Genomic DNA, 21746 nt, shown 5'->3' with positions numbered 1-21746 from the left:
GAGCGGCCATTGCAACTTCTGCGGTGAGCCAACCGTCTACTTCTTCGCAGGCGGTCTTTGTGCTGCCTGCACCGGCAAGAACGCCCGCATCAAGCTGGAAGGGTTGACGCCTGCGCCGCGTCCTGAGCTTGCCGCATTCGATGACGCCATCGGCGTGATGCACGCCTCTGCACGCCGCACCGAGATGGCCTCAGAGGCCATGCAGCGCAACAAGCGCGCATCGGGTGCTTCGCTCAAATCGTACCTCGCAGCGGCTCCGATCGCGTTGACCCCGGAGGGCCAGCGCGAAGCGCTGGCCCTTGGGCTTGTCCATTACAAAACAAGTGACACCGCGTCGAAGACCGGTCGTCTCTCCATCGAAATCGACCCGCTGCAAGCGCGGGCGCAACGGCTGCGCAAGTCCGTTATCACGAGTGCACGACTCCATGACCAAGAAGCGAAGAAAGGATCGAGGCGGGGCAAGTGGTACATGCTCACGCTCACCTACCGAGACGGAAGCCGTAGCGGCCCTCGTGACGTTAGCGAGCTACTTAAACGCATGCGCGGCCACTTCAATCGAACTGTCGCTCGGCTCCGACGGCTCACGGGTCAAGTGTTCCGTTACCTGTGGGTGGGCGAACTCACCCAGCGCGGATGGCCCCACTACCACCTTCTGATTTGGGTTCCGCAGGGCATGTGGTTTGGCCGCGTCGATCACAGGCAGTGGTGGCCGCACGGATCCAGCAAGTTCGAAGAAGCCCGCAACGCTGTCGGGTATCTCGCAAAGTACGCATCGAAGTTCAGCAGCGTGATGGCTGCTGCATTTCCTAAGGGGTTCCGCACGCACGGTTGCGGCGGACTCAATGAAGAATCCCGCCGCGAACTGCGGTGGTGGAAAGCGCCCATCTCTGCACGCGAAGCGCTCGGCGTAGAAGCCGACATCCGCAAGTGCCAGGGCGGTTATTTCGACAAGCTCACCGGGGAGTTCTGGTCGTCCCCGTGGCGAGTGACATTCGCATTCGGCCGGACTATCGCTTGGAAGGTAATCCCACTATGAAAGTTGAAATCATCAGCGAGAACATCGCCGTTCGTTCGTTCCCCGCACGCGAAGGCAAGGCCGCAACGGTCTTCCGCGAGCAGAAAGCAGCCATCGTCCGCCCGGGCGATTTCCCGCTGCCGTTCACCGTTGGTCTGGATGAAGACCAGCAGCCCTACAAGATCGGGACTTATGACCTGTGCCCGACCTCCTTGCAGAACAACAAATTCGGCGGTCTGGAGTTCGGTCGCCGCATTCGACTGCTGACGCCGTCGCCCACGCCCGGCCCGGCGCCGGTCAAGCCGTAATTTTCAGGAGTTCCCATGGAAGAGACCGTTCTCACGCTGTACTGCAAACAGGCGGATTTCGATGCCTCGACCGGGCAGTGTGCGCATCCCTTCTATGGACCAGCGCCGATGCTTCTTCCGCCCATCGACGTTGCCGAAGGCCTCGCACTGTCAGCCGCAATCGCTGGCATGTGGGGCGTCGGATACATGATCCGGCAAGCCCGCCGGGTCTCAGGCGGTTAACCACCATCGAGAGAGAGAGAGAGAGAAAATCATGAACAAGAGCATCAACCTGGGTTCCAAGGTCCGCAACGTCAGCATCAAGGCCGCAGCGGTCGTCACCACTGCACTGGTTTCCGCGCCGGTGTTTGCCGGCCCGCTGGCGGAGGCCGCTACCGGCGGCATGGATATCGCCGAACTCAGCCTGATCGGCGCTGCCGTTCTCGCCATGTGCGGCGTCGTTGCCCTGATCCGCGCCGGTCGAAAGGCCTCCGGCGGCTAAGGCCAGGTCAACAGTAGGGGCGGGGAGACCCGCCCCTTTTTTTGTTCAGGGGATACGTCATGGCTTACGCCGGTTATTTCGTGATGATTGGGTTTCTGGGGGGACTATGGCTTGCACTCGACGGTTGACATCGTTTTCATGCATCTTGTTCGTGCTTTTCCTATCAACGTTTGGCATTCATCGAGCCCACGCGCTTGACTACCCCGATCAAGGCGCTGCCTGGGCTGGTTGTTTAGCGCAGGCGGGTGAAGCGCCGACTGATAAGAGCTACGCCAAAGGCGCTTGTACGCTTAGCACGACAACGTACAACTGCGCGCAGAAATTCATCGGCTCTGGATCTACCGGACCTCGTGGCTGCGGCCTAGCATTCAGCCCTACTCGCGATAGCAACCACAGGTTTCCTACGGGCAAGAGTTGCGCAACGCGCTCTGCGTATACAGGCGTCGGACCGTGGAGTTCTGGCGGTGCTGCGCGTAATGGCAGTATCGGCTGTAAGGACGGTTGTGATGGTGTGTGGTCCCGCAACGCAGATAGTTCTATGACGTGGCAGGGCACGGGTGGCCTTTGCCCGGAGAACGAGAAAGGCACGTGCGATAACTACGGCGACGGCTTTTACTGGAACCCCGTTCTCAACGTATGCGAACCCCCGGAGGGGAAGTGCGGAGGTCGCCCCCAGAATTCGCTTGGTCAGTGTGCGCCGGAGCCTTGCCCTGAAGGTATGACGCTTCAAGCGGATGGCACCTGCAAGAACAAGAACAACGAATGCCCTGCTGGCCAGATCAAGTCACCTGATGGCAAATGCTTGCCCGGCGACGGGCAGTGTGCCCAGGGCGAAGTGCGGGGCAAGGACGGCACTTGCAAGAAGGACAGCGACGGGGACGGCAAACCTGATGAGGGAGAAGAAGGAGGCGAGGGGTCTGATGGGAAGAAGAAGGATGAGTTCTCAGGCGGAGATGACTGCAAAACACCGCCGACCTGCAGCGGGTCGCCGATCATGTGCGGGCAGGCGCGTATTCAATGGCGTATTGACTGCAACACGCGCAGGAACCGCAACATCGCGGGTGGGACATGCAGCACGCCACCGGTCTGCACAGGCGAGAGATGTGACGCGCTTGAATATACCGGCTTGCTCATGCAGTGGCGCACTGCCTGCGCTACTGAAAAGCTTGCCCAAGGCAACAATGGAAACGCAGGCGCTCAGCCGGAATGGACCAAGGTCGGCGGCATGTCTACCGATCCCGGCGCAGGATCATCACCTGATGATCTGAAGGTTCTGACCACAAAGACCCTCAGCGTCTCTGACCTCGATCAGTCCGGCATCGGCGGTGGAGGTTCATGTATGGGTTTTGCCTCCGGCGGCAGCAATGGCATCACCTCCGGGTTCATGTCGGCCATCTCCACGCCCCCTCCGTTCTTCTGCCAGTACATCGCGCAGATCAAGGCACTGATCATCACCATTGCTGCGGTCGCCGCGGCTGTCATCCTCGCGCGAGGTGGTAACTAATGCCTCAGATCATTGCGGCCCTCGTAGCCCTTCTTGTCTCGGCCGCACGGCAGTATCTGCCCGGCATCGCTGGCCGAATCCTTCTCGCCCTCGGAATCGGTTTCGTTACCCATGAGATTGCCATGCCGTCGCTCAAATCATTGGTTGAGTCGAAGTTCGGCGCGCTTCCACCTGTCCTGCAGGCCTATTGGGGTGCCACTGGCATTGGCGTGGCCGTGACCATGATCCTTTCTGCATGGATTGCTGGGCGCGCGCAGAAGGCCGTGTTAAGCAAGCTGGGGAGCAAGTAATGGCGCTCTATCTCGTTACCGGCCAGCCAGGACACGGCAAGACTGCATATGCGCTGGACAAGGCATTCAAGTTCCAAAAGGAGGGGAGGGCGATCTTCGCTCACGGCGTAAAAGACCTCGACTATGCCAAGGCAGGGTGGACGTACGTCGAAGACCCGAAGAAGTGGGAGCAGCTACCTGACGGCGCTGTCGTCTTGCTCGATGAGTGCTACACGGTTTTCCCGAACCGCAATCCGGGCGCTGCTGTGCCTGCGCATGTGCAGGCTATGGCTACGCACAGGCATCGCGGCTTTGACTTCATCATGATCGCGCAACAGGGGTTGCAGCTTGATCCATTTCTGCGCGGCCTATACGAAGAGCATGTGCATGTCCGACAGACCTCGATCATGCGCAGCAAGACAAAGCTCAAGCGCTGGAACCAGTATCAAACTAACGTCCAGGTCAAGTGCACCGATGTGATTGATTGGGTGCGACCTAAGTACGTCTTTGACTACTACACCAGCACCACGCTCGTCACTACAAAGCGAAGCATGCCGATGTGGATGCGGTGGCTGTTGGTTGCCATCGTCGTAGTTTCAGCTCTCGTACTAGGCATCAAATGGCAGCTACAGAAGAAGATCGAGGACTATTCGGGCCTCCCTGCCGCTCAGCAACCGATGGGCGCTGGACTGCCCGTGACTGCCGCCAGCGAAGCGGGGGCGGGCGCGGGCGGGCCAGTGACCTACGCGTCCACCGCTGAGTACGCCAAAGCTCATTTGCCTCGCATTGGCACAATGCCCTGGACAGCGCCGATCTACGATCAGCGTGCGATCACCACCGATCCGCAGCTGATCTGCATGTCCAGCATGGAAGGTCTTGACGGCCACGGTAAGCGCGCCGAAGCGTCCTGTACGTGCATGACAGAGCAGGGCACGCGCTACGAGCTTTCGCAGCCTGAGTGCCGCACCCTTGCCCGCAATGGACCGGTGTACAACCCATACAAGACTCAGCGCGAGTTTTCAGCTGTGCCAAAGCCGCCTGAGTACGTCGCCGATCCCGTGCCACTGCCATCGCCGGGCATTTCCGGTTCCACCGTACCCGCACCGCAGCGATCCATGGGCACGTTCCCCGAGTCACCGCAGAATCGTTACGGCGGCAGCTAGCATGGGTCGTTGGGTACGTCCCGCCAACCACCCTCGATGCGCTGAAGCCTTTTGCCGCCAATGCATCGTTCGCCTGGGCGTAGCGGATTTGGTGCCACGTACACGGGCGTCGTGTCGAACGCTTTCTCCATCGATCGACGGAACGCCCTAGCTTCCGCCTCCGCTTCCCGAGTGAGCTTCGCTACGTCCGCGTCAAATTTCGCCTGTTCGGCCTTCGTCATGGGCCGGGTCAGCTCCGCCGTAATTGCTGCTGCCTGCCTGCGGGCATTCCATTCAATCAAGCCCATGACGATCAGAATGGCGGCCACGACGCCCCCGGCGATGGATCCCCAAGGCGGGCCGCTGGTCTGCCGGTTGGTCTGACGAACCCGGTCGCTGCGGAACTGAAGATCCGTCACGTCCGGTGTGCTGAATGTCGGCTCTTGCCGCTCTCTGTCCATGAATCCCCCTAGATTGCATCCTGCGGGCATTCTAGCCGGGGTGTAGGGGCGGCGGCGCCCCTACGGAGACGCCCTCAGCCCGCAGACCGCCCGAAGTGCCGGTCCCGGAAGTCGCCCAGGTCTACAACGACGACCTTGACCATCTGGCGCTGACCGGCTTTTCGCTGTCCGGCCTCGGCCTTGCGCCGGGAGGCGAACCCGGCCACTCTGAGTTCCATCTGATCGCGCCATGCCAGTCCGGCAATCCGTTCGGGTGTCATGCGGTCTCCGTCAGGGCTGACTAGGTAATTGCCTCTGACGCTCCAGCCCGCGAAGGGGCCGGTTAGGTACTGGCACATGCATCAATGCTCGCTTTGTCCTTGGAACCACGGAGAGGCAAGAGCGATGCCAGCAGAAGGCGGATCAGGCCTGCGTAGTACCGGCCGACATTTAACATAATATACATTATGCGAAAAGCTGGTACTTTTACTGGTGTTGCGCGCAAGGTCCTTGGCTAGACCTTGTTACCGCAACACCGAGCTGATCAATGGTACAAAAGCCACGGTTCATGCAGCGAGGAACTCGCCATGCTTCAGCAGCTTGCCGACAATCATGTGCCCGGGCTACTCCAGGGGCCGCTGCTCGTCGACGGCAAGCATGGACTTCCTAGGTACTGGGTCGCCGTTTGGACACTCATGGATGGATCCCACCTCGCCAAGTCCAGCCTAATCAAGAAGCTCCGGTACATCGAGAGCCTTTATGCTCACGCCGATAGGCTGTTCGGATCCAGCTCCCTGGACGACGCATTGGGTTCGGTGGACGATGCTCTGCTCTCGGAAATTCTCGAATCTTGGTTTGTTTCAATCAAGAACCAACCCATCGTGGGGCCATCCGACGAAGCGCGATGGAGAACTGGGCTTTCCTTTGTAGAATCGATTGTCACAAGACTATCAAAGGTTGCCCTTCCGTTGGATCGTCTGCATCAGATGGATGCGAGACTGCACCGATTGTCTCATCTCTACGGGCAGCTGCACGTTCGGAGGGGCCGACGCGCGGCTCATGTGCGATCACTTCCGGCGAGCGTAGTTGAGGCCCTTTACGTGATCCTTGAGCCGTCATCAACTTCTAATCCATTTCCTCGCCAGCGGACGCGGTGGCTTGCCTTCTTGGCTTTCCTGCTGATGCTTCATCAAGGACTGCGCCGAGGAGAAATCCTCCTGCTCACTGCAGACGCAATCAAAGGCAGCTTTGATGAGAGACAGGGCCGTTTTCGTAGCTGGTTGAACGTCCAGGAAAGCAAGTACTCCAACGACGATGATCCGCGTTACTCAGCGCCAAGTATCAAGTCAGCCAGTTCAATACGTCAGCTTCCCGTGAGCGATACCATCTCATCGTTGGTCCAGGTTTACGTAGAGAACTACCGAGGTAGACCCAATCACGCCTTTCTACTAAGTACGCAGCTGGGAAGCCCGTTGTCCACCGAATCACTGACAAAGATGTTTGCGAAGGTATCCGCAAAGCTTCCGTCTTCTGTCATTCAGGAGCTTAGAGATCGAAATGGCAGAAGTAGCGTCACCCCGCATGATCTGAGGCACACGTGTGCTGTCATGCGGCTTAATCAGCTGTTGGTCCAAGGTGATCCTATGGATGAAGCACTGCAGAAGCTGCGATCGTTCTTCGGGTGGTCTCGGGAGTCGCAAATGCCGATTCACTACGCTCGAGCCGTTTTCGAGGATCGCTTGTCGTCTGTCTGGAACGCGGCGTTCGATGAAAGAGTTGAGGTTCTGAGGGCACTTAACATCTAAGGATAGAGGGGATGATCGAATGGATCTTTTTCGTGAGCAGCTTCCATCTTCCGATTCAAAAATAATTCGTGATGTCGTTGCGAAGCTCCCTGCACTTCCGTCGCTGGTCCGGTACCACGACGACTTTGACGACACCCAGCGATCGATAAGGAATCTTGCGGAGTGCAGCAAGGTCGATATTCATTACAACGGACGCGCCATTTCCCTATCCTTCGAGCACAGCTCTGAAGACTTCGCAACCCTGATGAAGCATGTCCTCGTGCTTATGCTTGGGAAAGATCTTGGGCCCGGTACCGCCCTGGACTACTTGTCCTCAGGGAAAAAAATCGACGCGGAAATGGTCTCCAGGCTACTAGCGGCAGGCCCCCTCGGCATTTCCTCCGTTTGGGTTCCCTTCCTTGCCTTGAATCATCCGCGGCACACGTACAACTGCGCTAAGGCAACTTTGCATCTCCTCGCGAAGTATCGAGTCAACGGATGGTCAGAGATATACGAGGATGTTCTGGCTGCCCTGCCCTTGCCGTTCTATGACAAGTATGCAGTTGTAAGGTCGGGAGATGCCTTCCTTTCCGTTGACGCAGAGGCCGCGATCGTCCGCTTCTTGGATGAGGTGGCAGATGAGTGTAGTTCAAGGCCGCTCGCTGAGGAGGTGTTGCAGGATGCCGCCATGCTTCTTTGCGCGTACCAGTTCGGAATGCGACCGGTGCAGATTGCCATGCTCACTTTTCGAGATGTGCGGATAAGGCTTGATCGAACTGAACGACCCGGCTCAGTTCACCTAACGTTCCGAATGGTCAAGCAGAGAGGGAAATCAGCAGTAAGGTCGCTGCTGCGCCGCGTGAAGCTTGAGTGGGTCCCGATCTTCGCTTCACTAAGGGACCAGGCGCATTCTCGAGGAATCGACCCCGGGCAAAGGGTGTTCGGAGTGCAGTCTTCGCACGAGGCGGGGCGTCGTATTGCGCTCGTCCTGCGTAGGCTAATCGGCGGCTCGGAGACTGCTTATGCACTGCGTCATACCGCTGCGCAGAGGCTGGTTGACGCCGGCGCAAGTCATGAGGAGCTCGCCGAGTTCCTTGGGCATACTGACTCGACCACTGCCCTGGTCTATTACGAGACGTCATCAAATCAGGCTGAGCGGGTCAACCGAGCGCTGGGGATATCGGACATTTATCAGCGTGTAGCTCGAATAGCGCACAGCAGATTCATTGCGCCAGAGGATCTCGCGCAACTGAAGGGGGATCAGCAGATTGCAGGAGTTCCACACGGAGTTGTCATCGCCGGAATTGGTGGCTGCGCATCTGGGCAGCCGGCCTGCCCCTTCAATCCAATCATGTCTTGCTATGGATGCAGAAAGTTCATGCCTGTTCAGGACATTGGTATGCATTCAAAGGTCCTAGCCGACCTGCGCGGCATTGTGAGGTTCTTCCACAGTTCGTCGCGCAGCGACTCGGTGTCGCCCGCATATCTACAGCTGGAGCGAACAATTGCTGAAGTGCAAGCAGTTGTCGTGGAACTGAAAGGTACGGCATCGTGAACACACATTTCAAAGCATTTGTTCAGCTCGGAAAAGAACTGGCTACAGCTAACTCGATAGTCTGGGAGATTCCGCTGGATATAAATGGGTCGGCGCTTAAAGGGCATGAGTGGGACATTACTGCGCTTTCTGGAGGTGTTGCTCCCAAGCACCGTCTGCGTCACCTTGGATCAGAGCCATCGGTGCTTGACGCGATCAACTCAACTCGTCTCTCAAGCGGCCTGCCTGCCCGGACGCCCGGCGCATTCTCCCATGCGTGGCAGGATCTTATCAAAGCGACCGTGATGGAGCAGGTCTTTGTACGCAGAAATTCTTCTGGTCACGTCGCCAACAATGTAGTGCGCCCATTACGAGTTCTTGCGACCATTGCTTCTGAGTCCGAACCGTGGCGCATTTCGACTGACGACATCGCTCTCGCCGTGAACGTGGGAAACATGCTTCAAGCATCGGGCAAGCTAGGGGATCTCATCGCCGGGCTGATCAGGGTTGTATTCGATGGAAACCACTTGGCCGACTCGGGGCCGCTCTACCCTACCCTGTCTACCAAACGACTACAGCCGCGCCTAGATCGACGCGCGGGCTACCTAAAATCGCAAACAGAAATTAGGGAGAGTTTGGAAGATCGAAAGCGCGCGGAACTGCTGCCTGAACGCCGTGCTTTCTGGGAGCTGGTGAGGATCATCATGACCGAACAGCCTCTGAGCTTCATGGATGAGCTGCGCTTCGCAGCCATCCGCATCATGATCCTGACCGGATTCAGAATAGGTGAGGCCACTCTGCTGCCTGCAGAGTGGCGCACAGATCGTCACTATTGCGACTCAACGAAGCAGCCTGCGGGGCAGTCTGGAGGCTTCTCGAAGGCGTTGATGATCCGTCATTTTGCGGAAAAGCAGCAAGCCAAAGGTGGTGGGAGCTCGATTCTGATTGATAGGACTCACTACGTCCCGGAGATGTTTGAGGAGATTGTTTCGGGCACCTTAAATAGGGCTGAGGCTATCACGGCACCGTTGCGGAGAACCCTGCAGAAGCAGACTGAAACGGGCCGAGTGTTTCCTCACCATCAGCCAGGAGACTTGGTTCCGATAACTCAGATCTATACGAATCTTACGGGAAACGCATTCTGGGTTGATATGGCCGAGGATCGAAAGCGAGAGTGGATAAAGCGATGCCGTGAAAATTACTCAATCGAGTGCTTTGATGAACTGCAGAACACGCAGATGCACATGAGCACCCAATTGCAGGCGGAAGCGACGGCAGCTTTTCGCATGTTCTTCCGACGAATCGCTGCGATTGATAGCAGGGAGCACGGGGCCCTGGCCCTCAGGAACTCCAGTGGCGAGGCGGTGGCGCTAGGTAGTAGGCGGGATCTCCAATCTTTCTTCATCAGGGTCGAGGACGCCGAAAGATATGTGCGCGCGGCAACTGCATCCAAGATTTCAGATACAGAGTATTTCGATTTGGCAGATCGTCGCTTTGCATCATGGGAATTCCTGTTCCTCCACCCAAAGCGATCCCTGAGCGAGGAAAGGAATAGCGGAATCTGTGACATAGGCCGGTATGTCGCAGTTGGCCGACCAGATGCGACCATGATCAACATGTCCCTTGGTGAACAAAAGACTGGTGAGACCCTGTTCATGCGCTATGGTCAGTCCGACGAGGATCGGAGTGCGACCCTAACGTCACATGCGCTCCGCCATCTTCAGAACACGGAGCTATTTCGTCTAGGTGTTGCGGATACCATCATCTCAAAGCGCTTTAATCGTAGAAGTACAGCTCAGAGCTATGAGTACGATCATCGCAGCCTTGCAGAAGAGCTAGATCAACTGGAACTTCCGATTGACGTTGAAGCTGCGTTGGGCCAGCGAGCGAGCACAGTGGCGAAAATGATTCAATCGGGCAAGGCAAGCGGGCCAATCGTTGATTCCTTCAAGCTCGTCCAGAAAAACGAAGGCGATGCAGCAGCGTTCGAGTTCTTGAAGATTGAGGCAGACGGGTTTCATGCGACACCATATGGTCATTGCCTGAACAGTTTTACTGTTGATCCCTGTCCAAAGCACTTGGAGTGCTTTGCGGGTTGCCGCCACCTTTCCGCAACCAATTTGCCCGAGAATCGCGCTCATCTTCGGACTCTCGAGTTGAAGCTGCTCGATGCCATTGAGATTGCAGAGGCACGTCCGTCGACGAGCATCGGACGTACCAATCAGATTGATCACGCGAGGGTCAGGCTTGATGGCGTTCGGGCTCTCTTGGGGACCACCGAAGGCGAAAGGCCATTCCCAGACGGTCCGGACTTCTCGCTTCCTGACCGTAAGGGAGTGATGGATGAATATTGAATTCGCGGAAAAGATTCATGTTGACACCGATCCGGAAATGCTAAAGGTCCTTGACGACCTTCTGTCCCGCGATGAGAACATCACCGCCCGCGCGGTGGCGCGCTTGCACCCAACGATCAGTGCCGCCTCGTCGATTACCCGTAGCAACGAACGAAGCCATCTGCTAGCGCTGTATCAGGAGCGGCAACGTGAGTTTCGTCGTTGGCGTGGCAGGCCCGGAAAGTTGAGCGGTGCTGCTGCGGGTGCGCTCGCAGATCGAGACCTGTACATATCTACACTCGAATCGCAAGTTGCCCTGCTGACGGCCTCGCATGTTGCCCTGCTCCGCGCAGTGGGCGAGTTGGGAGGATTCAGCAAGTGGGCACAGTTCTATGATTCATATCGCGATTGCAGAGATCGGTTGGCAAAACTCGGGGCGCTACCTGAAGCAGCGATTCGAACGTTGCCACCGCGGAGGCCCAAGAAGTGACGCGGTGGGATCCAAATTTATCCCGTCGGCCCGGATAAACGGTCGCGCTCGTTTGGTACTTAGTTGCGGTGGCTTGAGTTCTACATGCTACACACGATATCAAGGTCGCAGCCGATGGTCTCTTTCAAATACGCTACAGCGGCGCCCAGGACCATGTTCTGGTCATCACTTCGTGCTGCCGCTGAAATGCCAGGCTGGATGATCAAGACCTCTGCCTCAACTGGCTTAAATCGGCTTGCACGCACAATGCGATTTAGGTCAACGGCACTGCCTTCCAAGAACCGGGTTGGCCGATTCCAAGCCCTGAGCCGATCCTCGCGACGCAGGAGGTGTTTGCCGAGATCAACGAATCGCCATTTCCACTTTGCAGAACGGATGGCCTGCGAACACACTTCTACGACATCCTTAATGCGCTCACCCGCTTCAGAGTTACCCGAGAACTTGCAGTGCACCAACGCCAAGCGGATCGAGGCCTCCTCCTCCTTCAAGCAAACCAGATCTGCCGCCTCACCGGCAGCGTCATCGTCGAAAACGACTTCGAAGCCACCATCAATAAAGTGTCGTGCTGCCTTCCATTGCACGGAATCGTGTCGCAGTGCCCCGTGCTTCCACATCGACTCCTTCGTGATATCAACGTCAGTCCAATCCCAAGACTCGAACCGCGAGTCGTCGATCACCAGATGTCGTGGGTCTTGGGGGCGGATCAAAAGGTTGCCGTCCAGCTCGCACAAGTCGACGAATCGAAGCAGTGGCGGGCACTCGCATAGATACGCATCTAGGGCGAGTGTCCGCCGGCCGACGCTGATCTGGACCTGCGCGCCGCCTGTCTGTGCCACGCTATATCCAGCTTCGCCGCCGACTGACAGCACTAACTGGGCCAGTGGGTCCTGATCATCCGTCCTAATGGAAAAGTAGACGTCGTTGCCTTGCCTGCCGTCGTAGTTGATGTCCACTAAGTACAGCGGCCAGCCTTCAGCCGCCTCCGCATTCGTTGCCAATACCACCCGCTCTTCGGCCAGCGCCAAAAGCTCTGCAGGCCACTCCAAAGAGAGGATGGCCTTATCTGCCGGCAGGCTGGTCACCTCTTCTGGAATAAGAACGTTAGCGATTATCGTGGCGACGTCGATGCGGTCATCCAGTAGCTTCGTACCCATGGCTTTGCACCAATTGACCAATGCAGGCACGGTTCCTTGCTCTCGCGACCACACCCTGCCCTTGTAGGAGCAGCCAACCGACACCTTTTGTCCTGCTTCCCAGCCAATGCCGCTAACGTTGTTCTTGACTGAGCCTTGGCGCTCAGTCATTCCCAGGGCTTGGGCGACGTCGCCGCCGGTGTACATGGCGTAGCTAAGGTTGCGCCGACCATGTTTCTTGACACCCATGCTCTGAAACACCAGGCGATTGATATGCCCTAGCACCCGAAACATGTTCTCGCCCGAAATAAGCTCTGACTCGCCACTGACTGCTTCGGCCAACTCGCCAAACAAGGAGCTATGGTCGGTGGACGATAGGAAAAGTAGTCCCATGACAGGATCATAGTGGAGGACGAAAAGAGCCCACTCCCGATCGCGCACGCCCTTGGACTGGGTCCAACGTACACGCGGCTCGGTTCGCGTTACGAAGTACAGCGTTTGGGAGGCGTGGTGTAACCAAACCGCGTGCACGTGGCGCGCCTCGGCAAGACCTCCATGGAAGCGTTCCGGTACGAATCTGGGAACGCGATACACCGCGGTGCTGAAAACCGGACGTAGCAGTTGTTGGGAAATGGCTACGTTGAAATCGTCCACCTCATCAAGCCGTTGGGACGTCTGCAGGAACTCGACTAGCTCGGCGTGGTCTCGTGCGGCCTCTGAACTCAGTTCGCTGAGCACCTGGTTCCAGTCTGCATCCTCACTATAGAGTCGCTCCAACGCGTGAGCCGCCCCGGGATCTGCGAGGTTGGCCAAAGCAGTTGCTTCACCGATACGAGCGCCCGCCACTCGGGTAAATCGGCCAACGAACTGTAATAAAATGGCTAAGCTGCGGTGCATGTCATGGATAGCAGCGACCTTAAGCTGGGGCAGATCAAAGCCTTCGCCGAGCATGTCCACGCACACTACGATTCGTGCCTGCCCCGCTCGCAGTGCCGCCAAGCGGGCTGCGGCGTCGGACTCGTCCGAGTGGATCAGCACGGGACGCAAATCAGGTGCAAGGTCGCGATAGATCTGGTAAACGGTCGCGGCGCGGCCAATGCTGGCACAACGCGCCATCATCAAATGATCAAATCCTGCGGCCAGGTCCTGCCTAAGTTGTTGAACGGCGGCGGCGGCCAAGGCCTGGTCAGAGCGGGTGGTTCCGCCGACCTCATGGATTGGTTCGAATCGTATGCGCTTGAAGTAGCCATCACGCTGTGCGGACGCCAGGGAGTAGTTGAATATGACGCGGCCGTCGACAAGCTGGCCATCACGACGGAACGGGGTCGCAGTGAACTGCAAAATGGGAATGGACTGAAACGCGGTTTTCAGTCTGTTCCAGTTGGTGGCTGCAACGTGATGCGCCTCGTCCAAGATCAGCGCCTTGCACCGTTGCGCGATCGTCGCGAGCAATTGCGTGTCAATCCCCACTCCTACCGTATGGATGGTGGCAACAATCACGTTGCACTCGTTGAACAGATCCAGATCGACCACACTGGTTGGCCGCTTTGTCATGATGCCTACGATCGGATTGGGCACATCATGAGGCAGCACTCCCAGCGCTCTCAGCAGGCCGAATGCTAGGAACTTGTTGGCCGTCTGCTTCCGCAGTAGGTCCCACGGAACAACAACCAGGATCGGATTCCGCCCGTAGGCCGCCAGTGCTGCGAGCATGGTCTCGGTCTTGCCGGTGCCGGTGGGCATGACCACTGTGGCTGGCCGCAGGTCCAGACTCCAGTGCGCGCCGATCGCGTGTAGAGCACCTAGCTGCGGAGGGCGCAACCCTGCTTCCCCCGGATCCACACTGCCATCGGGCTGGCGAACCTCGGCACGGAACGCGAGTCGGCCATTCCATGTGGCCGCGGTACGCCGGGCCTGCTCATGCCAGCCGATTCGCCCGGCTTCCTGGACAAATTGCTCGATGAGGCGATGCGACGACCATGAAAAGGCTCCGTCGCGTTCGCGCAAGACACCGTCTGCGCCCTCCGGAATCGCCACGCCGCTGCGGCTGGTAACAACTATCCGCTCTCCAGTATCCAGCTCCCAGAGCGGTTGCTCGACTCGAGGTGAGATCTTCACAGAGGTAACGGCGTGTACGACGACGTCAGCAGCCGGACGCAGTTGGTGGCGCACAGTACCGACTGCGTGCCGACGCTCCACAATCAAGGGTGGTAGATGGATCATCCTTATTCCTTCTGGCACGCTCTAAAGGTGCTTCCCCGCCGATAGCGTGCCACAGCCTGAGGGCCTACGCAGTATCGGTTGAACCGTGCCGTCCCGGATGGTCTCGGCACGACCTCATCCGCCAGGCGAAAGGGCCCCTTGCCAACGACTGCTGGACTATCACAAGTCATTGTTCTCATTGTTAATTTGAGTGCCGGATGATGCCAGCCGGGCATCGGTATTGGAACATCTCAGCGGGGATCTATGCGGACCGCAAGTGGGTCATGATCGCGGCGACGATGCCCACTGAATCACTGCCCACCCCGCGAAGCGTGGCAGAGGCAAAATTGCGCTGTAACGGCAGCCCGAGGTAGTAGAGCCCTTTGATCGTGGTGGAAACGCCTTTGCTGTGTAGCGCTCGCCCGTCCTGGCCCATGGCTTCCCGTGGCAGGAATGAGGTGTTATGCCGGAAGCCTGTTGCGAAGATCACAGCGTCGACTCCCTGTATTTCTGCATTCGGCCACACCACCCCATCACTGGTAAACGCAGTGAACATCTCTCGACGGGAGATGGCACCCGTACGGAGCGCGTGTCGATAATGTCCATCATCCAGAACGGGCGTGCTCTGATCGCTCAGCCAACGGGAATTGCCCAGGCCGGTCCACTTGAGCCAGTCATGAAAATCGAAGCCGAGGAACCGTTGTGGCATGAACTTCACTGGCTCGCGGGTTGCCAGCACCACGGTGGCAGTGGAGTGCAGTTCGTGCGCGATCTGTACCGCTGAGTTGGCCGCACCGACGACGACGACGCGTTTGCCCTCGAAGCCGGTGGGTGTTCGGTAGGCCGAACTGTGCAGAATCGTCCCTTGGTATAGCTGCCTTCCAGGGATCTCCGGCAGGTGAGGTGTGTTGAAGCCACCGGTTGCCACCACTACTGCCTGGGCGGTAATGACCGCTCCATCGGCAAGTTTGACGCGATGTTGGCTTGCTTCGGAGATGACCTCCACAACCTCGCTGTTGGCGCGCACTGGCAGGTCGAAGGCGGACGCATACTGGCGCAGATACGCGGTGACCTCGTCCCGCTTGGGATAGCGCTTGGCTCCGCCGGGGAACTCGAGGCCAGGCAGCGAGGAATATCCTGCCGGGGAGAACAGGGTCAGGCTGTCGTAGTACCACGGCCAACTGCCACCAGCGGCCGGTTGTCGTTCGAGAATCAGGTGCGACACGCCTGCGTTCTTGAGCCGATAGGACATCGCCAAGCCTGCCTGCCCTGCCCCGATCACGACGACGTCGACATTCAACTTATTCATGCGTGTATGCGCCTATATGCATATATGTGAGTTGCGTTGATGGATCAAGAATTGCCTGCGGTATTACTTCAAATCACCGGGGCAGCAGTAAGGTGCCAGCGCCCTGACCTGCAGCAGGATCTGCTCCAAGCGTGCGACCATCGCGGGGCCATCGACCTGGTAGTACACCTGCCGGCTCACCCGCTCTGCGCGTAGGATCCCAGCATCGTGGAGTCCCTGCAGGTGACGTGAGACCACGGATCGCTCCTGTGGAAGGCCGGCGGCAATCTCCGCGATATCTGCCCGTTCCACCTGAAGCACACGCTTGAGCACGGCCAAGCGCGACGGCTCAGCCAGCGCCCGAAAAATGGGGTCTGCCAGCACGCTTACTGCTTGCTCAATGGCGTCTGCCTTGGGGGTGCCCTTGCTCATGCATAAAGCATATATGCACATGCATGCATATTCAAGGGCTCGCGCCCTGCGTCTTTGCAGGCAACCAACAGCTTCCAACCAAGGAAACAGTGGCAAGCAGCGCCAATAGGCAGATCAGCCAAACAGGCTCGGTTCGCTCGAGCGCAATGGCTGCAAGCGGCGGTGCTGCCGCCTGTGCCAGTAGCATGGGACGGGCAAGTTGGCCCATGGTCTTGCCGTAGTCCGCCGATCCGATCAACGCCAACGGGAGGGTGCCGCGGGCCACCGTGAGTATCCCGTTGCCGGCACCGTAAATGACGAATGCAATGATCGCTGCCCACGAGTATCCAGTGAGTAGCAGCAGTAGGGCTGCCAATGTCGCTGCAATCCCCACGCGTGCGGACCAGGTCGGATGCACGCCTCGCCCGAAGTACATCTCCAGCAAACGAGCGATGACCTGCGCGGGGCCGATCACCATGCCAGCGAGCAGCGCAACCGATGGCGCCAGCCCGATGGCACCGAGCAGCGCAATCAGATGCACCGATAAGGTCGCCATGATCGCTGCCTGGCAGGTCAGCAACAGGCCAATGAGCACAAGCCAGTGTGCAGGCGGTGCTGCAGCAGAAACGGGTGCTGCAGTGCTGGTGTGGACGGCAGCGGCCGCTGAGGGATGCGGACTTGCGCCCGTACGGGGCTGATGCTTCGGAATGGCGAGCAAATGGATGGGCAATGCGACCAGCAGGTTGAATGCGGCAGCCACCCACAACGCGCCGCGCCATCCTATGGCCTCGTCAAGGTAGGTCAGCGCTGGCCAGCCGAGCGTGCTTGCAAAGCCGGCCACCAAGGTCAGGCCGGCAATGGATTGCTTCGCGTTTGCCCCGAGCAGTTGTCCCAGTGTCGTGAACGCAGCGTCATACAGGCCCGCAGACATGGCAACGCCCAGTACCACCCAGCCAAGGTAATAGGTAGTTGGGGAGTGTGACGTGGCCAGCGCCGCGAGGCCCATGGCAAACACTACGGAGCTGACCGCCAGTACGGTCCGCCCTCCCCGCCTGTCGATGGTCCGACCGGCCAGAGGAGCGAGTAGTCCGGCTGTGACCAGCCCAGCGGAGAGGCCTCCGACCAACAGCCCCAGCGACCAGCCAGTGCTTCTGGACATAGGAAGCGCCAGAATGGCCAACAGGTAATAGCTGCTGGCCCACGCAATGATCTGGCCCACTCCCAGCGCAACGATCAGCCGGGGCAGCTTTTGCGGCTGCTTGGGCGCGCTTTGCATGCTCTCGAACTCTCCCTGCCGCTTAGCAACTCAGCGGACGCGCTTGCCGTCCTGATCGATCACCACTTCGCCATCTTCCTTGGTAAAGGGCTCGTGCACTGCTGGCAGGATGTCCAGAACCACCTCAGAAGGCCGGCACAGGCGCGTGCCCATGGTGGTCTGGACGAAGGGGCGATTGATGAGAATAGGATTGGCCAGCATGGCATCCAGCAGTGCGTCCTCGCTCAACGCGGGATCGTCCAGCCCCAGTTCCAGATAGGGTGTGCCTTTCTGGCGGATTGCACCGCGAACATCCAATCCGGCGGCGGCAATCAGCTCGACAAGCCGCGTTCGGCTGGGTGGGTTGGCCAGGTACTCAATGACTTCAGGCTCAATGCCGGCGTGGCGAATCAAAGCCAAGGTGTTTCGCGAGGTGCCGCACTTGGGGGTGTGATAGATGACAGCGTTCATGCGTTCTCCTTTTCATTCAATGCGGTCTCGACGACACCGGCCGCGGCAGTCAGCGCGGCCGCTTCGACAGCCCCCTTTCGTTCGCTGTAGCGATCAACCAGGTAGTCACTGCGTCCACGCACCAGGAGGGTGAACTTGACCAGCTCTTCCATCACATCCACGACGCGATCGTAGTAGGCGGAAGGCTTCATGCGCCCCTCGTCATCGAACTCCTGCCAGGCCTTGGCCACCGAGGACTGGTTCGGAATCGTGACCATCCGCATCCAGCGGCCGAGAACGCGCAACGCGTTGACCACGTTGAAGGACTGGGAGCCACCGCAGACCTGCATCACTGCCAGCGTGCGACCTTGGGTCGGGCGTACGCTGCCCTCTTCCAGCGGTAGCCAGTCAATCTGGTTCTTGAACACGGCAGTCAGCGTCCCGTGCCGTTCCGGGCTGACCCACACGTGCCCTTCGGACCACAACGAGGCTTGGCGCAGCTCCTGCACCTTGGGGTGGGAGGCGGGCACCGAATCGAGCATCGGCAGTTCATGCGGATCAAACACTCGGGTCTCTGCGCCCAGATGTTCCAGTAACCGCTGCGCCTCCAAAGCCAGCTTGCGGCTGAACGACTGCGGGCGCAGGGAACCGTACAAGATCAGGATGCGGGGCCGGTGCGGCGCGGCATTCGGCTCGCTCAGCTTTTCGGCCACCGGAGGGTTCAAGGCGCCCGGGACGACATTGGGAAGGTGTTGCATGGGGGTTGTCCTGCCTATTCGATTCGACTATTCTAGAAGCATGGAACATAAAAACGCAACTCACGCCCTGGCCGCCCTGGGTCACGCCACCCGGCTTTCCATCTTCCGCCTGCTGGTCCAGGCCGGAAGTGGCGGCAAGCTGGCCGGCGACATCGCCCAGTCCCTCTCCCTTCCCGGTGCCACCCTCTCTTTCCATCTGAAGGAGTTGCTGGCCGCTGGCCTGATCACCGCCGAGCAGCGCGGTCGCACCATCTGCTACCGGGCCGAGTTCGAGGCGATGAGCGCGCTGGTGGCCTACCTGACCGAAAACTGCTGCGCCGACGAACAAGCCTGCGAACGTCCTGCTGGCTGCTGACCTTCCCCCGTCATAGAGACCGCTCAAATGACCCGTCGTGTTCTGTTCTTGTGTACTGGCAACTCCGCCCGCAGCGTGCTTGCCGAATCGACCCTTAAAAAATGGGGCGAAGGCCGCTATCTCTCCTTCAGTGCGGGCAGCCAGCCGGCCGGTCGCGTCAATCCCTTTGCCATTGCCCAGCTGGAGCGCGAAGGCTTCCCGGTCGAGGGCATGCGTAGCAAGTCCTGGGACGAATTTGCCGAGGCCGATGCCGCTGCCATGGACCTGATCGTCACCGTGTGTGACAGCGCGGCCGCCGAGGCGTGTCCGGTGGTGTTTGGTGATTTCGTGCGCGTGCATTGGGGGCTGTTCGATCCCGCCGGACTGGAAGGGACTGACGAGCAAAAAGCTGCAGCGTTCGACCGCGCGCACCAGATCATCAAAGCGCGCCTGCAGGCCTTCCTCGACATCCCCGACAGTGCCTGGAACGACCGTGCGGCCCTCAAGGCCCAGCTCGACCCTATCGCGCAGATCGACTGACCGCCTCTCCGGAAAACACCATGACCACTGATACTTCCCGCCTTTCCTTCCTGGACCGGTATCTAACCCTGTGGATCTTTGCGGCCATGGCGCTCGGCGTCGGTCTGGGCGCGATGTTCGAAGGTGTCCCTGCCGCGCTCAACAGCCTGTCGGTCGGGTCGACCAACATCCCGATCGCGATCGGCTTGATCCTGATGATGTATCCGCCGCTGGCCAAGGTGAAATACGAAGAACTGCCCAAGGTCTTCGCCGACAAGCGCGTGCTCATGCTCTCGCTGCTGCAGAACTGGATCGTCGGTCCGTTCCTGATGTTCGGCTTGGCCATGCTGTTCCTGCGCGACTACCCCGAATACATGACCGGCCTGATCCTGATCGGCCTGGCCCGCTGCATCGCGATGGTGTTGGTATGGAACCAGCTGGCACGCGGTGACAGCCAGTACGTGGCCGGCCTGGTGGCGTTCAATTCGATCTTCCAGATCGCGCTGTTCAGCGTCTACGCGTGGTTCTTCCTGTCCTGGCTGCCGCCGGTATTCGGCCTGCAGGGCAGCGTGATCGATGTCAGCTTCTGGACCATCGCCGAAGCCGTGCTGATCTACCTGGGCATTCCGTTCCTGGCCGGCTTCCTTACCAGCCGCTGGCTGAAGGCGCGCAAGGGCGTGCGCTGGTATGAAGAGAAATTCCTGCCGGCGATCAGCCCGATCACCCTGGCCGCGCTGCTGTTCACCATCATGGCGATGTTCAGCCTGAAAGGCGGCGACGTGCTGCGCATCCCCATGGACGCGGTGCGCATCGCGATCCCGCTGACGCTGTACTTCATCATCCAGTTCATCCTCAGCTTCTTCATGGGCAAACTCATCGCCAAGGATTACCCGCGTACCACCGCAATCGCCTTCACTGCGGCGGGCAACAACTTCGAACTCGCCATCGCCGTGGCGATCGCGGCGTTCGGCCTGGCCTCGCCGGTCGCCTTCGCGGCGGTCATCGGCCCGCTGGTGGAAGTGCCGGTGCTGATCCTGCTGGTGCACGTCGCCCTGCGGCTGGGCAAGCGCTACTTTCCTGCCGATGCCAGGAGCCACTGATCAATGAGCAGCACACGACACCTTTCGCTGTTAATCCTCGGCTCTGGCCCGGCTGGCTGGACCGCGGCGGTCTACGCCGCCCGCGCCAACCTCAAGCCGGTGGTGATCACCGGTCTGCAGCAGGGCGGCCAGCTGATGACCACCACCGAGGTGGACAACTGGCCCGGCGACGCGCATGGGCTGATGGGCCCGGACCTGATGAGCCGCATGCAGGCCCACGCCGAACGCTTCGAGACCGAGGTGATCTTCGACCACATCCACGCCGCCGACCTGTCCCAGCGCCCGTTCCGGCTGATCGGCGACAGCGCCGAGTACACCTGCGACGCGCTGATCATCGCCACCGGCGCTACCGCCAAGTACCTGGGCATTGCGTCCGAGGAAACCTTCAAGGGCCGCGGCGTGTCGGCCTGTGCCACCTGCGACGGCTTCTTCTACCGTGACCAGGACGTGGTCGTGGTCGGCGGCGGCAACACCGCCGTGGAAGAGGCGCTGTACCTGTCCAACATCGCCCGCAAGGTCTACCTGGTCCACCGCCGTGACACGCTGAAGGCGGAAAAGATCATGCAGGACAAGCTGTTTGCCAAGGTCGCCGCCGGCAAGATCGAGACCGTCTGGCACCACCAGGTGGACGAAGTGCTGGGCAATGACGCCGGCGTCACCGGCGTGCGGGTGAAGTCCACCCTTGACGGCAGCACCCGCGACATCGAGGCGCACGGCTTCTTCGTGGCCATCGGCCACCACCCCAACACCAGCCTGTTCGACGGCCAGCTGACCATGAACAACGGCTACCTGGACATCCGTTCGGGCCTGGGCGGCAACGCCACCCAGACCTCGGTGGAAGGCGTGTTCGCCGCCGGCGACGTGGCCGACCAGCACTACCGCCAGGCGATCACCTCGGCCGGTTTCGGCTGCATGGCCGCGCTGGATGCCGAGCGTTACCTGGATGCGCTCAATATCTCTGATCAACAGCAGCATAGAAGCGCCGCCTGACTGTTG

23 protein-coding genes are annotated in these 21746 nt (G+C 59.4%); 15 read left to right on the top strand and 8 right to left on the bottom strand.

Annotation, left to right across the window (positions count from 1 at the left end; all coding sequences use genetic code 11):
- Window positions 1-157 precede the first annotated feature (157 nt).
- The 7 genes from ACE026_RS02450 (at window position 158) to ACE026_RS02420 (ending at window position 4740) form a co-directional block, all read left to right on the top strand.
- Window positions 158-1036 carry a rolling circle replication-associated protein gene (locus ACE026_RS02450; protein ID WP_486037694.1) on the top strand — a complete coding sequence of 293 codons (879 nt, stop codon included), beginning with the start codon at window positions 158-160 and terminating at the stop codon, window positions 1034-1036.
- Window positions 1033-1323 (top strand): single-stranded DNA-binding protein, encoded by a 291-nt coding sequence (locus ACE026_RS02445; protein ID WP_486037601.1) that lies wholly within the window; start codon window positions 1033-1035, stop codon window positions 1321-1323. Before ACE026_RS02450 ends, ACE026_RS02445 begins: the two co-directional genes overlap by 4 nt.
- A gap of 15 nt (window positions 1324-1338) precedes the next feature.
- A complete protein-coding gene (locus tag ACE026_RS02440; protein ID WP_481433574.1) occupies window positions 1339-1545 on the top strand; it encodes a hypothetical protein in 207 nt (68 codons plus the stop codon).
- Between the two features lie 31 nt (window positions 1546-1576).
- Window positions 1577-1804, top strand: coding sequence for a hypothetical protein (locus tag ACE026_RS02435; protein WP_486037598.1), 228 nt, complete (start codon window positions 1577-1579; stop codon window positions 1802-1804).
- A 718-nt stretch (window positions 1805-2522) separates the two neighbouring features.
- On the top strand, window positions 2523-3308 hold the full coding sequence (locus ACE026_RS02430; protein WP_486037596.1) for a hypothetical protein: 786 nt from the start codon (window positions 2523-2525) through the stop codon (window positions 3306-3308).
- The gene (locus ACE026_RS02425; RefSeq protein ID WP_282261737.1) at window positions 3308-3598 is read left to right on the top strand and encodes a DUF2523 family protein; all 291 of its coding nucleotides are present in this window, start codon (window positions 3308-3310) and stop codon (window positions 3596-3598) included. The genes ACE026_RS02430 and ACE026_RS02425 overlap by 1 nt, the downstream gene beginning before the upstream one ends.
- Window positions 3598-4740 carry a zonular occludens toxin domain-containing protein gene (locus ACE026_RS02420; protein ID WP_486037594.1) on the top strand — a complete coding sequence of 381 codons (1143 nt, stop codon included), beginning with the start codon at window positions 3598-3600 and terminating at the stop codon, window positions 4738-4740. The genes ACE026_RS02425 and ACE026_RS02420 overlap by 1 nt, the downstream gene beginning before the upstream one ends.
- Here ACE026_RS02420 and ACE026_RS02415 read toward each other — a convergent pair.
- Together ACE026_RS02415 and ACE026_RS02410 are read right to left on the bottom strand one after the other, a co-directional pair.
- Complete coding sequence (locus tag ACE026_RS02415; protein ID WP_486037592.1) at window positions 4737-5138, bottom strand: hypothetical protein; 402 nt, start codon at window positions 5136-5138, stop codon at window positions 4737-4739. The two genes, ACE026_RS02420 and ACE026_RS02415, sit on opposite strands and share 4 nt — an antisense overlap.
- A 116-nt stretch (window positions 5139-5254) precedes the next feature.
- Window positions 5255-5518, bottom strand: coding sequence for a DUF3653 domain-containing protein (locus tag ACE026_RS02410; protein WP_123729278.1), 264 nt, complete (start codon window positions 5516-5518; stop codon window positions 5255-5257).
- 228 nt (window positions 5519-5746) lie between these two features.
- On the opposite strand from ACE026_RS02410, the gene ACE026_RS02405 reads away from it, so the two are divergent.
- Genes ACE026_RS02405 through ACE026_RS02390 form a run of 4 tightly spaced genes read left to right on the top strand, consistent with a single transcriptional unit; the run spans window position 5747 to window position 11300 of the window.
- Window positions 5747-6964, top strand: a complete 1218-nt coding sequence (locus tag ACE026_RS02405) for a site-specific integrase (protein ID WP_301868562.1) — start codon at window positions 5747-5749, stop codon at window positions 6962-6964.
- A 19-nt stretch (window positions 6965-6983) separates the two neighbouring features.
- On the top strand, window positions 6984-8498 hold the full coding sequence (locus ACE026_RS02400) for a site-specific integrase (protein ID WP_301868561.1): 1515 nt from the start codon (window positions 6984-6986) through the stop codon (window positions 8496-8498).
- The gene (locus ACE026_RS02395) at window positions 8495-10831 is read left to right on the top strand and encodes a hypothetical protein (protein WP_486037589.1); all 2337 of its coding nucleotides are present in this window, start codon (window positions 8495-8497) and stop codon (window positions 10829-10831) included. Before ACE026_RS02400 ends, ACE026_RS02395 begins: the two co-directional genes overlap by 4 nt.
- Complete coding sequence (locus tag ACE026_RS02390) at window positions 10821-11300, top strand: hypothetical protein (protein WP_301868559.1); 480 nt, start codon at window positions 10821-10823, stop codon at window positions 11298-11300. The genes ACE026_RS02395 and ACE026_RS02390 overlap by 11 nt, the downstream gene beginning before the upstream one ends.
- Before the next feature lie 80 nt (window positions 11301-11380).
- Here the strand turns inward: ACE026_RS02390 and ACE026_RS02385 are convergent, their stop codons facing one another.
- From ACE026_RS02385 to arsH, 6 genes are all read right to left on the bottom strand, one after another.
- Entirely contained in the window at window positions 11381-14656 is a 3276-nt protein-coding gene (locus tag ACE026_RS02385; RefSeq protein ID WP_301868558.1) for a DEAD/DEAH box helicase, read from the bottom strand.
- A 241-nt stretch (window positions 14657-14897) separates the two neighbouring features.
- Window positions 14898-15944 carry a flavin-containing monooxygenase gene (locus ACE026_RS02380; protein ID WP_301868557.1) on the bottom strand — a complete coding sequence of 349 codons (1047 nt, stop codon included), beginning with the start codon at window positions 15942-15944 and terminating at the stop codon, window positions 14898-14900.
- 63 nt (window positions 15945-16007) lie between these two features.
- Window positions 16008-16355, bottom strand: coding sequence for an ArsR/SmtB family transcription factor (locus ACE026_RS02375; RefSeq protein WP_301868555.1), 348 nt, complete (start codon window positions 16353-16355; stop codon window positions 16008-16010).
- 31 nt (window positions 16356-16386) lie between these two features.
- Complete coding sequence (locus ACE026_RS02370; RefSeq protein ID WP_301868554.1) at window positions 16387-17610, bottom strand: MFS transporter; 1224 nt, start codon at window positions 17608-17610, stop codon at window positions 16387-16389.
- 30 nt (window positions 17611-17640) lie between these two features.
- Complete coding sequence (arsC, locus tag ACE026_RS02365; protein ID WP_301868553.1) at window positions 17641-18060, bottom strand: arsenate reductase (glutaredoxin); 420 nt, start codon at window positions 18058-18060, stop codon at window positions 17641-17643.
- Window positions 18057-18797, bottom strand: a complete 741-nt coding sequence (arsH, locus tag ACE026_RS02360) for an arsenical resistance protein ArsH (protein WP_012480200.1) — start codon at window positions 18795-18797, stop codon at window positions 18057-18059. Before arsH ends, arsC begins: the two co-directional genes overlap by 4 nt.
- Before the next feature lie 40 nt (window positions 18798-18837).
- Between arsH and ACE026_RS02355 the strand changes: the two genes are divergently transcribed.
- Genes ACE026_RS02355 through trxB form a run of 4 tightly spaced genes read left to right on the top strand, consistent with a single transcriptional unit; the run spans window position 18838 to window position 21740 of the window.
- The gene (locus ACE026_RS02355; RefSeq protein ID WP_046272489.1) at window positions 18838-19152 is read left to right on the top strand and encodes an ArsR/SmtB family transcription factor; all 315 of its coding nucleotides are present in this window, start codon (window positions 18838-18840) and stop codon (window positions 19150-19152) included.
- A 27-nt stretch (window positions 19153-19179) separates the two neighbouring features.
- A complete protein-coding gene (locus ACE026_RS02350) occupies window positions 19180-19671 on the top strand; it encodes an arsenate reductase ArsC (protein ID WP_301868552.1) in 492 nt (163 codons plus the stop codon).
- Between the two features lie 20 nt (window positions 19672-19691).
- Window positions 19692-20750 carry an ACR3 family arsenite efflux transporter gene (gene arsB / locus ACE026_RS02345; RefSeq protein ID WP_301868550.1) on the top strand — a complete coding sequence of 353 codons (1059 nt, stop codon included), beginning with the start codon at window positions 19692-19694 and terminating at the stop codon, window positions 20748-20750.
- Window positions 20751-20753: 3 nt separating this feature from the next.
- Window positions 20754-21740, top strand: coding sequence for a thioredoxin-disulfide reductase (gene trxB, locus ACE026_RS02340; RefSeq protein ID WP_301868549.1), 987 nt, complete (start codon window positions 20754-20756; stop codon window positions 21738-21740).
- Window positions 21741-21746 lie beyond the last annotated feature (6 nt).

It is taken from the genome of Stenotrophomonas sp. AGC87, assembly GCF_057333975.1.
The sequence above is the reverse complement of the archived record's forward strand: the minus strand, read 5'-3'. Positions and strand labels throughout refer to the sequence as shown.

Excerpts from the sequence above, each read along its gene's own strand:
- ACE026_RS02450 (WP_486037694.1), top strand. The coding sequence starts at position 158 with ATGCACGCCTCTGCACGCCGCACCGAGATGGCCTCAGAGGCCATGCAG.
- ACE026_RS02445 (WP_486037601.1), top strand. The coding sequence starts at position 1,033 with ATGAAAGTTGAAATCATCAGCGAGAACATCGCCGTTCGTTCGTTCCCC.
- ACE026_RS02440 (WP_481433574.1), top strand. The coding sequence starts at position 1,339 with ATGGAAGAGACCGTTCTCACGCTGTACTGCAAACAGGCGGATTTCGAT.
- ACE026_RS02435 (WP_486037598.1), top strand. The coding sequence starts at position 1,577 with ATGAACAAGAGCATCAACCTGGGTTCCAAGGTCCGCAACGTCAGCATC.
- ACE026_RS02430 (WP_486037596.1), top strand. The coding sequence starts at position 2,523 with ATGACGCTTCAAGCGGATGGCACCTGCAAGAACAAGAACAACGAATGC.
- ACE026_RS02425 (WP_282261737.1), top strand. The coding sequence starts at position 3,308 with ATGCCTCAGATCATTGCGGCCCTCGTAGCCCTTCTTGTCTCGGCCGCA.
- ACE026_RS02420 (WP_486037594.1), top strand. The coding sequence starts at position 3,598 with ATGGCGCTCTATCTCGTTACCGGCCAGCCAGGACACGGCAAGACTGCA.
- ACE026_RS02410 (WP_123729278.1), bottom strand. The coding sequence starts at position 5,518 with ATGTGCCAGTACCTAACCGGCCCCTTCGCGGGCTGGAGCGTCAGAGGC.
- ACE026_RS02405 (WP_301868562.1), top strand. The coding sequence starts at position 5,747 with ATGCTTCAGCAGCTTGCCGACAATCATGTGCCCGGGCTACTCCAGGGG.
- ACE026_RS02400 (WP_301868561.1), top strand. The coding sequence starts at position 6,984 with ATGGATCTTTTTCGTGAGCAGCTTCCATCTTCCGATTCAAAAATAATT.
- ACE026_RS02390 (WP_301868559.1), top strand. The coding sequence starts at position 10,821 with ATGAATATTGAATTCGCGGAAAAGATTCATGTTGACACCGATCCGGAA.
- ACE026_RS02385 (WP_301868558.1), bottom strand. The coding sequence starts at position 14,656 with ATGATCCATCTACCACCCTTGATTGTGGAGCGTCGGCACGCAGTCGGT.
- ACE026_RS02380 (WP_301868557.1), bottom strand. The coding sequence starts at position 15,944 with ATGAATAAGTTGAATGTCGACGTCGTCGTGATCGGGGCAGGGCAGGCA.
- ACE026_RS02375 (WP_301868555.1), bottom strand. The coding sequence starts at position 16,355 with ATGAGCAAGGGCACCCCCAAGGCAGACGCCATTGAGCAAGCAGTAAGC.
- ACE026_RS02370 (WP_301868554.1), bottom strand. The coding sequence starts at position 17,610 with ATGCAAAGCGCGCCCAAGCAGCCGCAAAAGCTGCCCCGGCTGATCGTT.
- arsC (WP_301868553.1), bottom strand. The coding sequence starts at position 18,060 with ATGAACGCTGTCATCTATCACACCCCCAAGTGCGGCACCTCGCGAAAC.
- arsH (WP_012480200.1), bottom strand. The coding sequence starts at position 18,797 with ATGCAACACCTTCCCAATGTCGTCCCGGGCGCCTTGAACCCTCCGGTG.
- ACE026_RS02355 (WP_046272489.1), top strand. The coding sequence starts at position 18,838 with ATGGAACATAAAAACGCAACTCACGCCCTGGCCGCCCTGGGTCACGCC.
- ACE026_RS02350 (WP_301868552.1), top strand. The coding sequence starts at position 19,180 with ATGACCCGTCGTGTTCTGTTCTTGTGTACTGGCAACTCCGCCCGCAGC.
- arsB (WP_301868550.1), top strand. The coding sequence starts at position 19,692 with ATGACCACTGATACTTCCCGCCTTTCCTTCCTGGACCGGTATCTAACC.
- trxB (WP_301868549.1), top strand. The coding sequence starts at position 20,754 with ATGAGCAGCACACGACACCTTTCGCTGTTAATCCTCGGCTCTGGCCCG.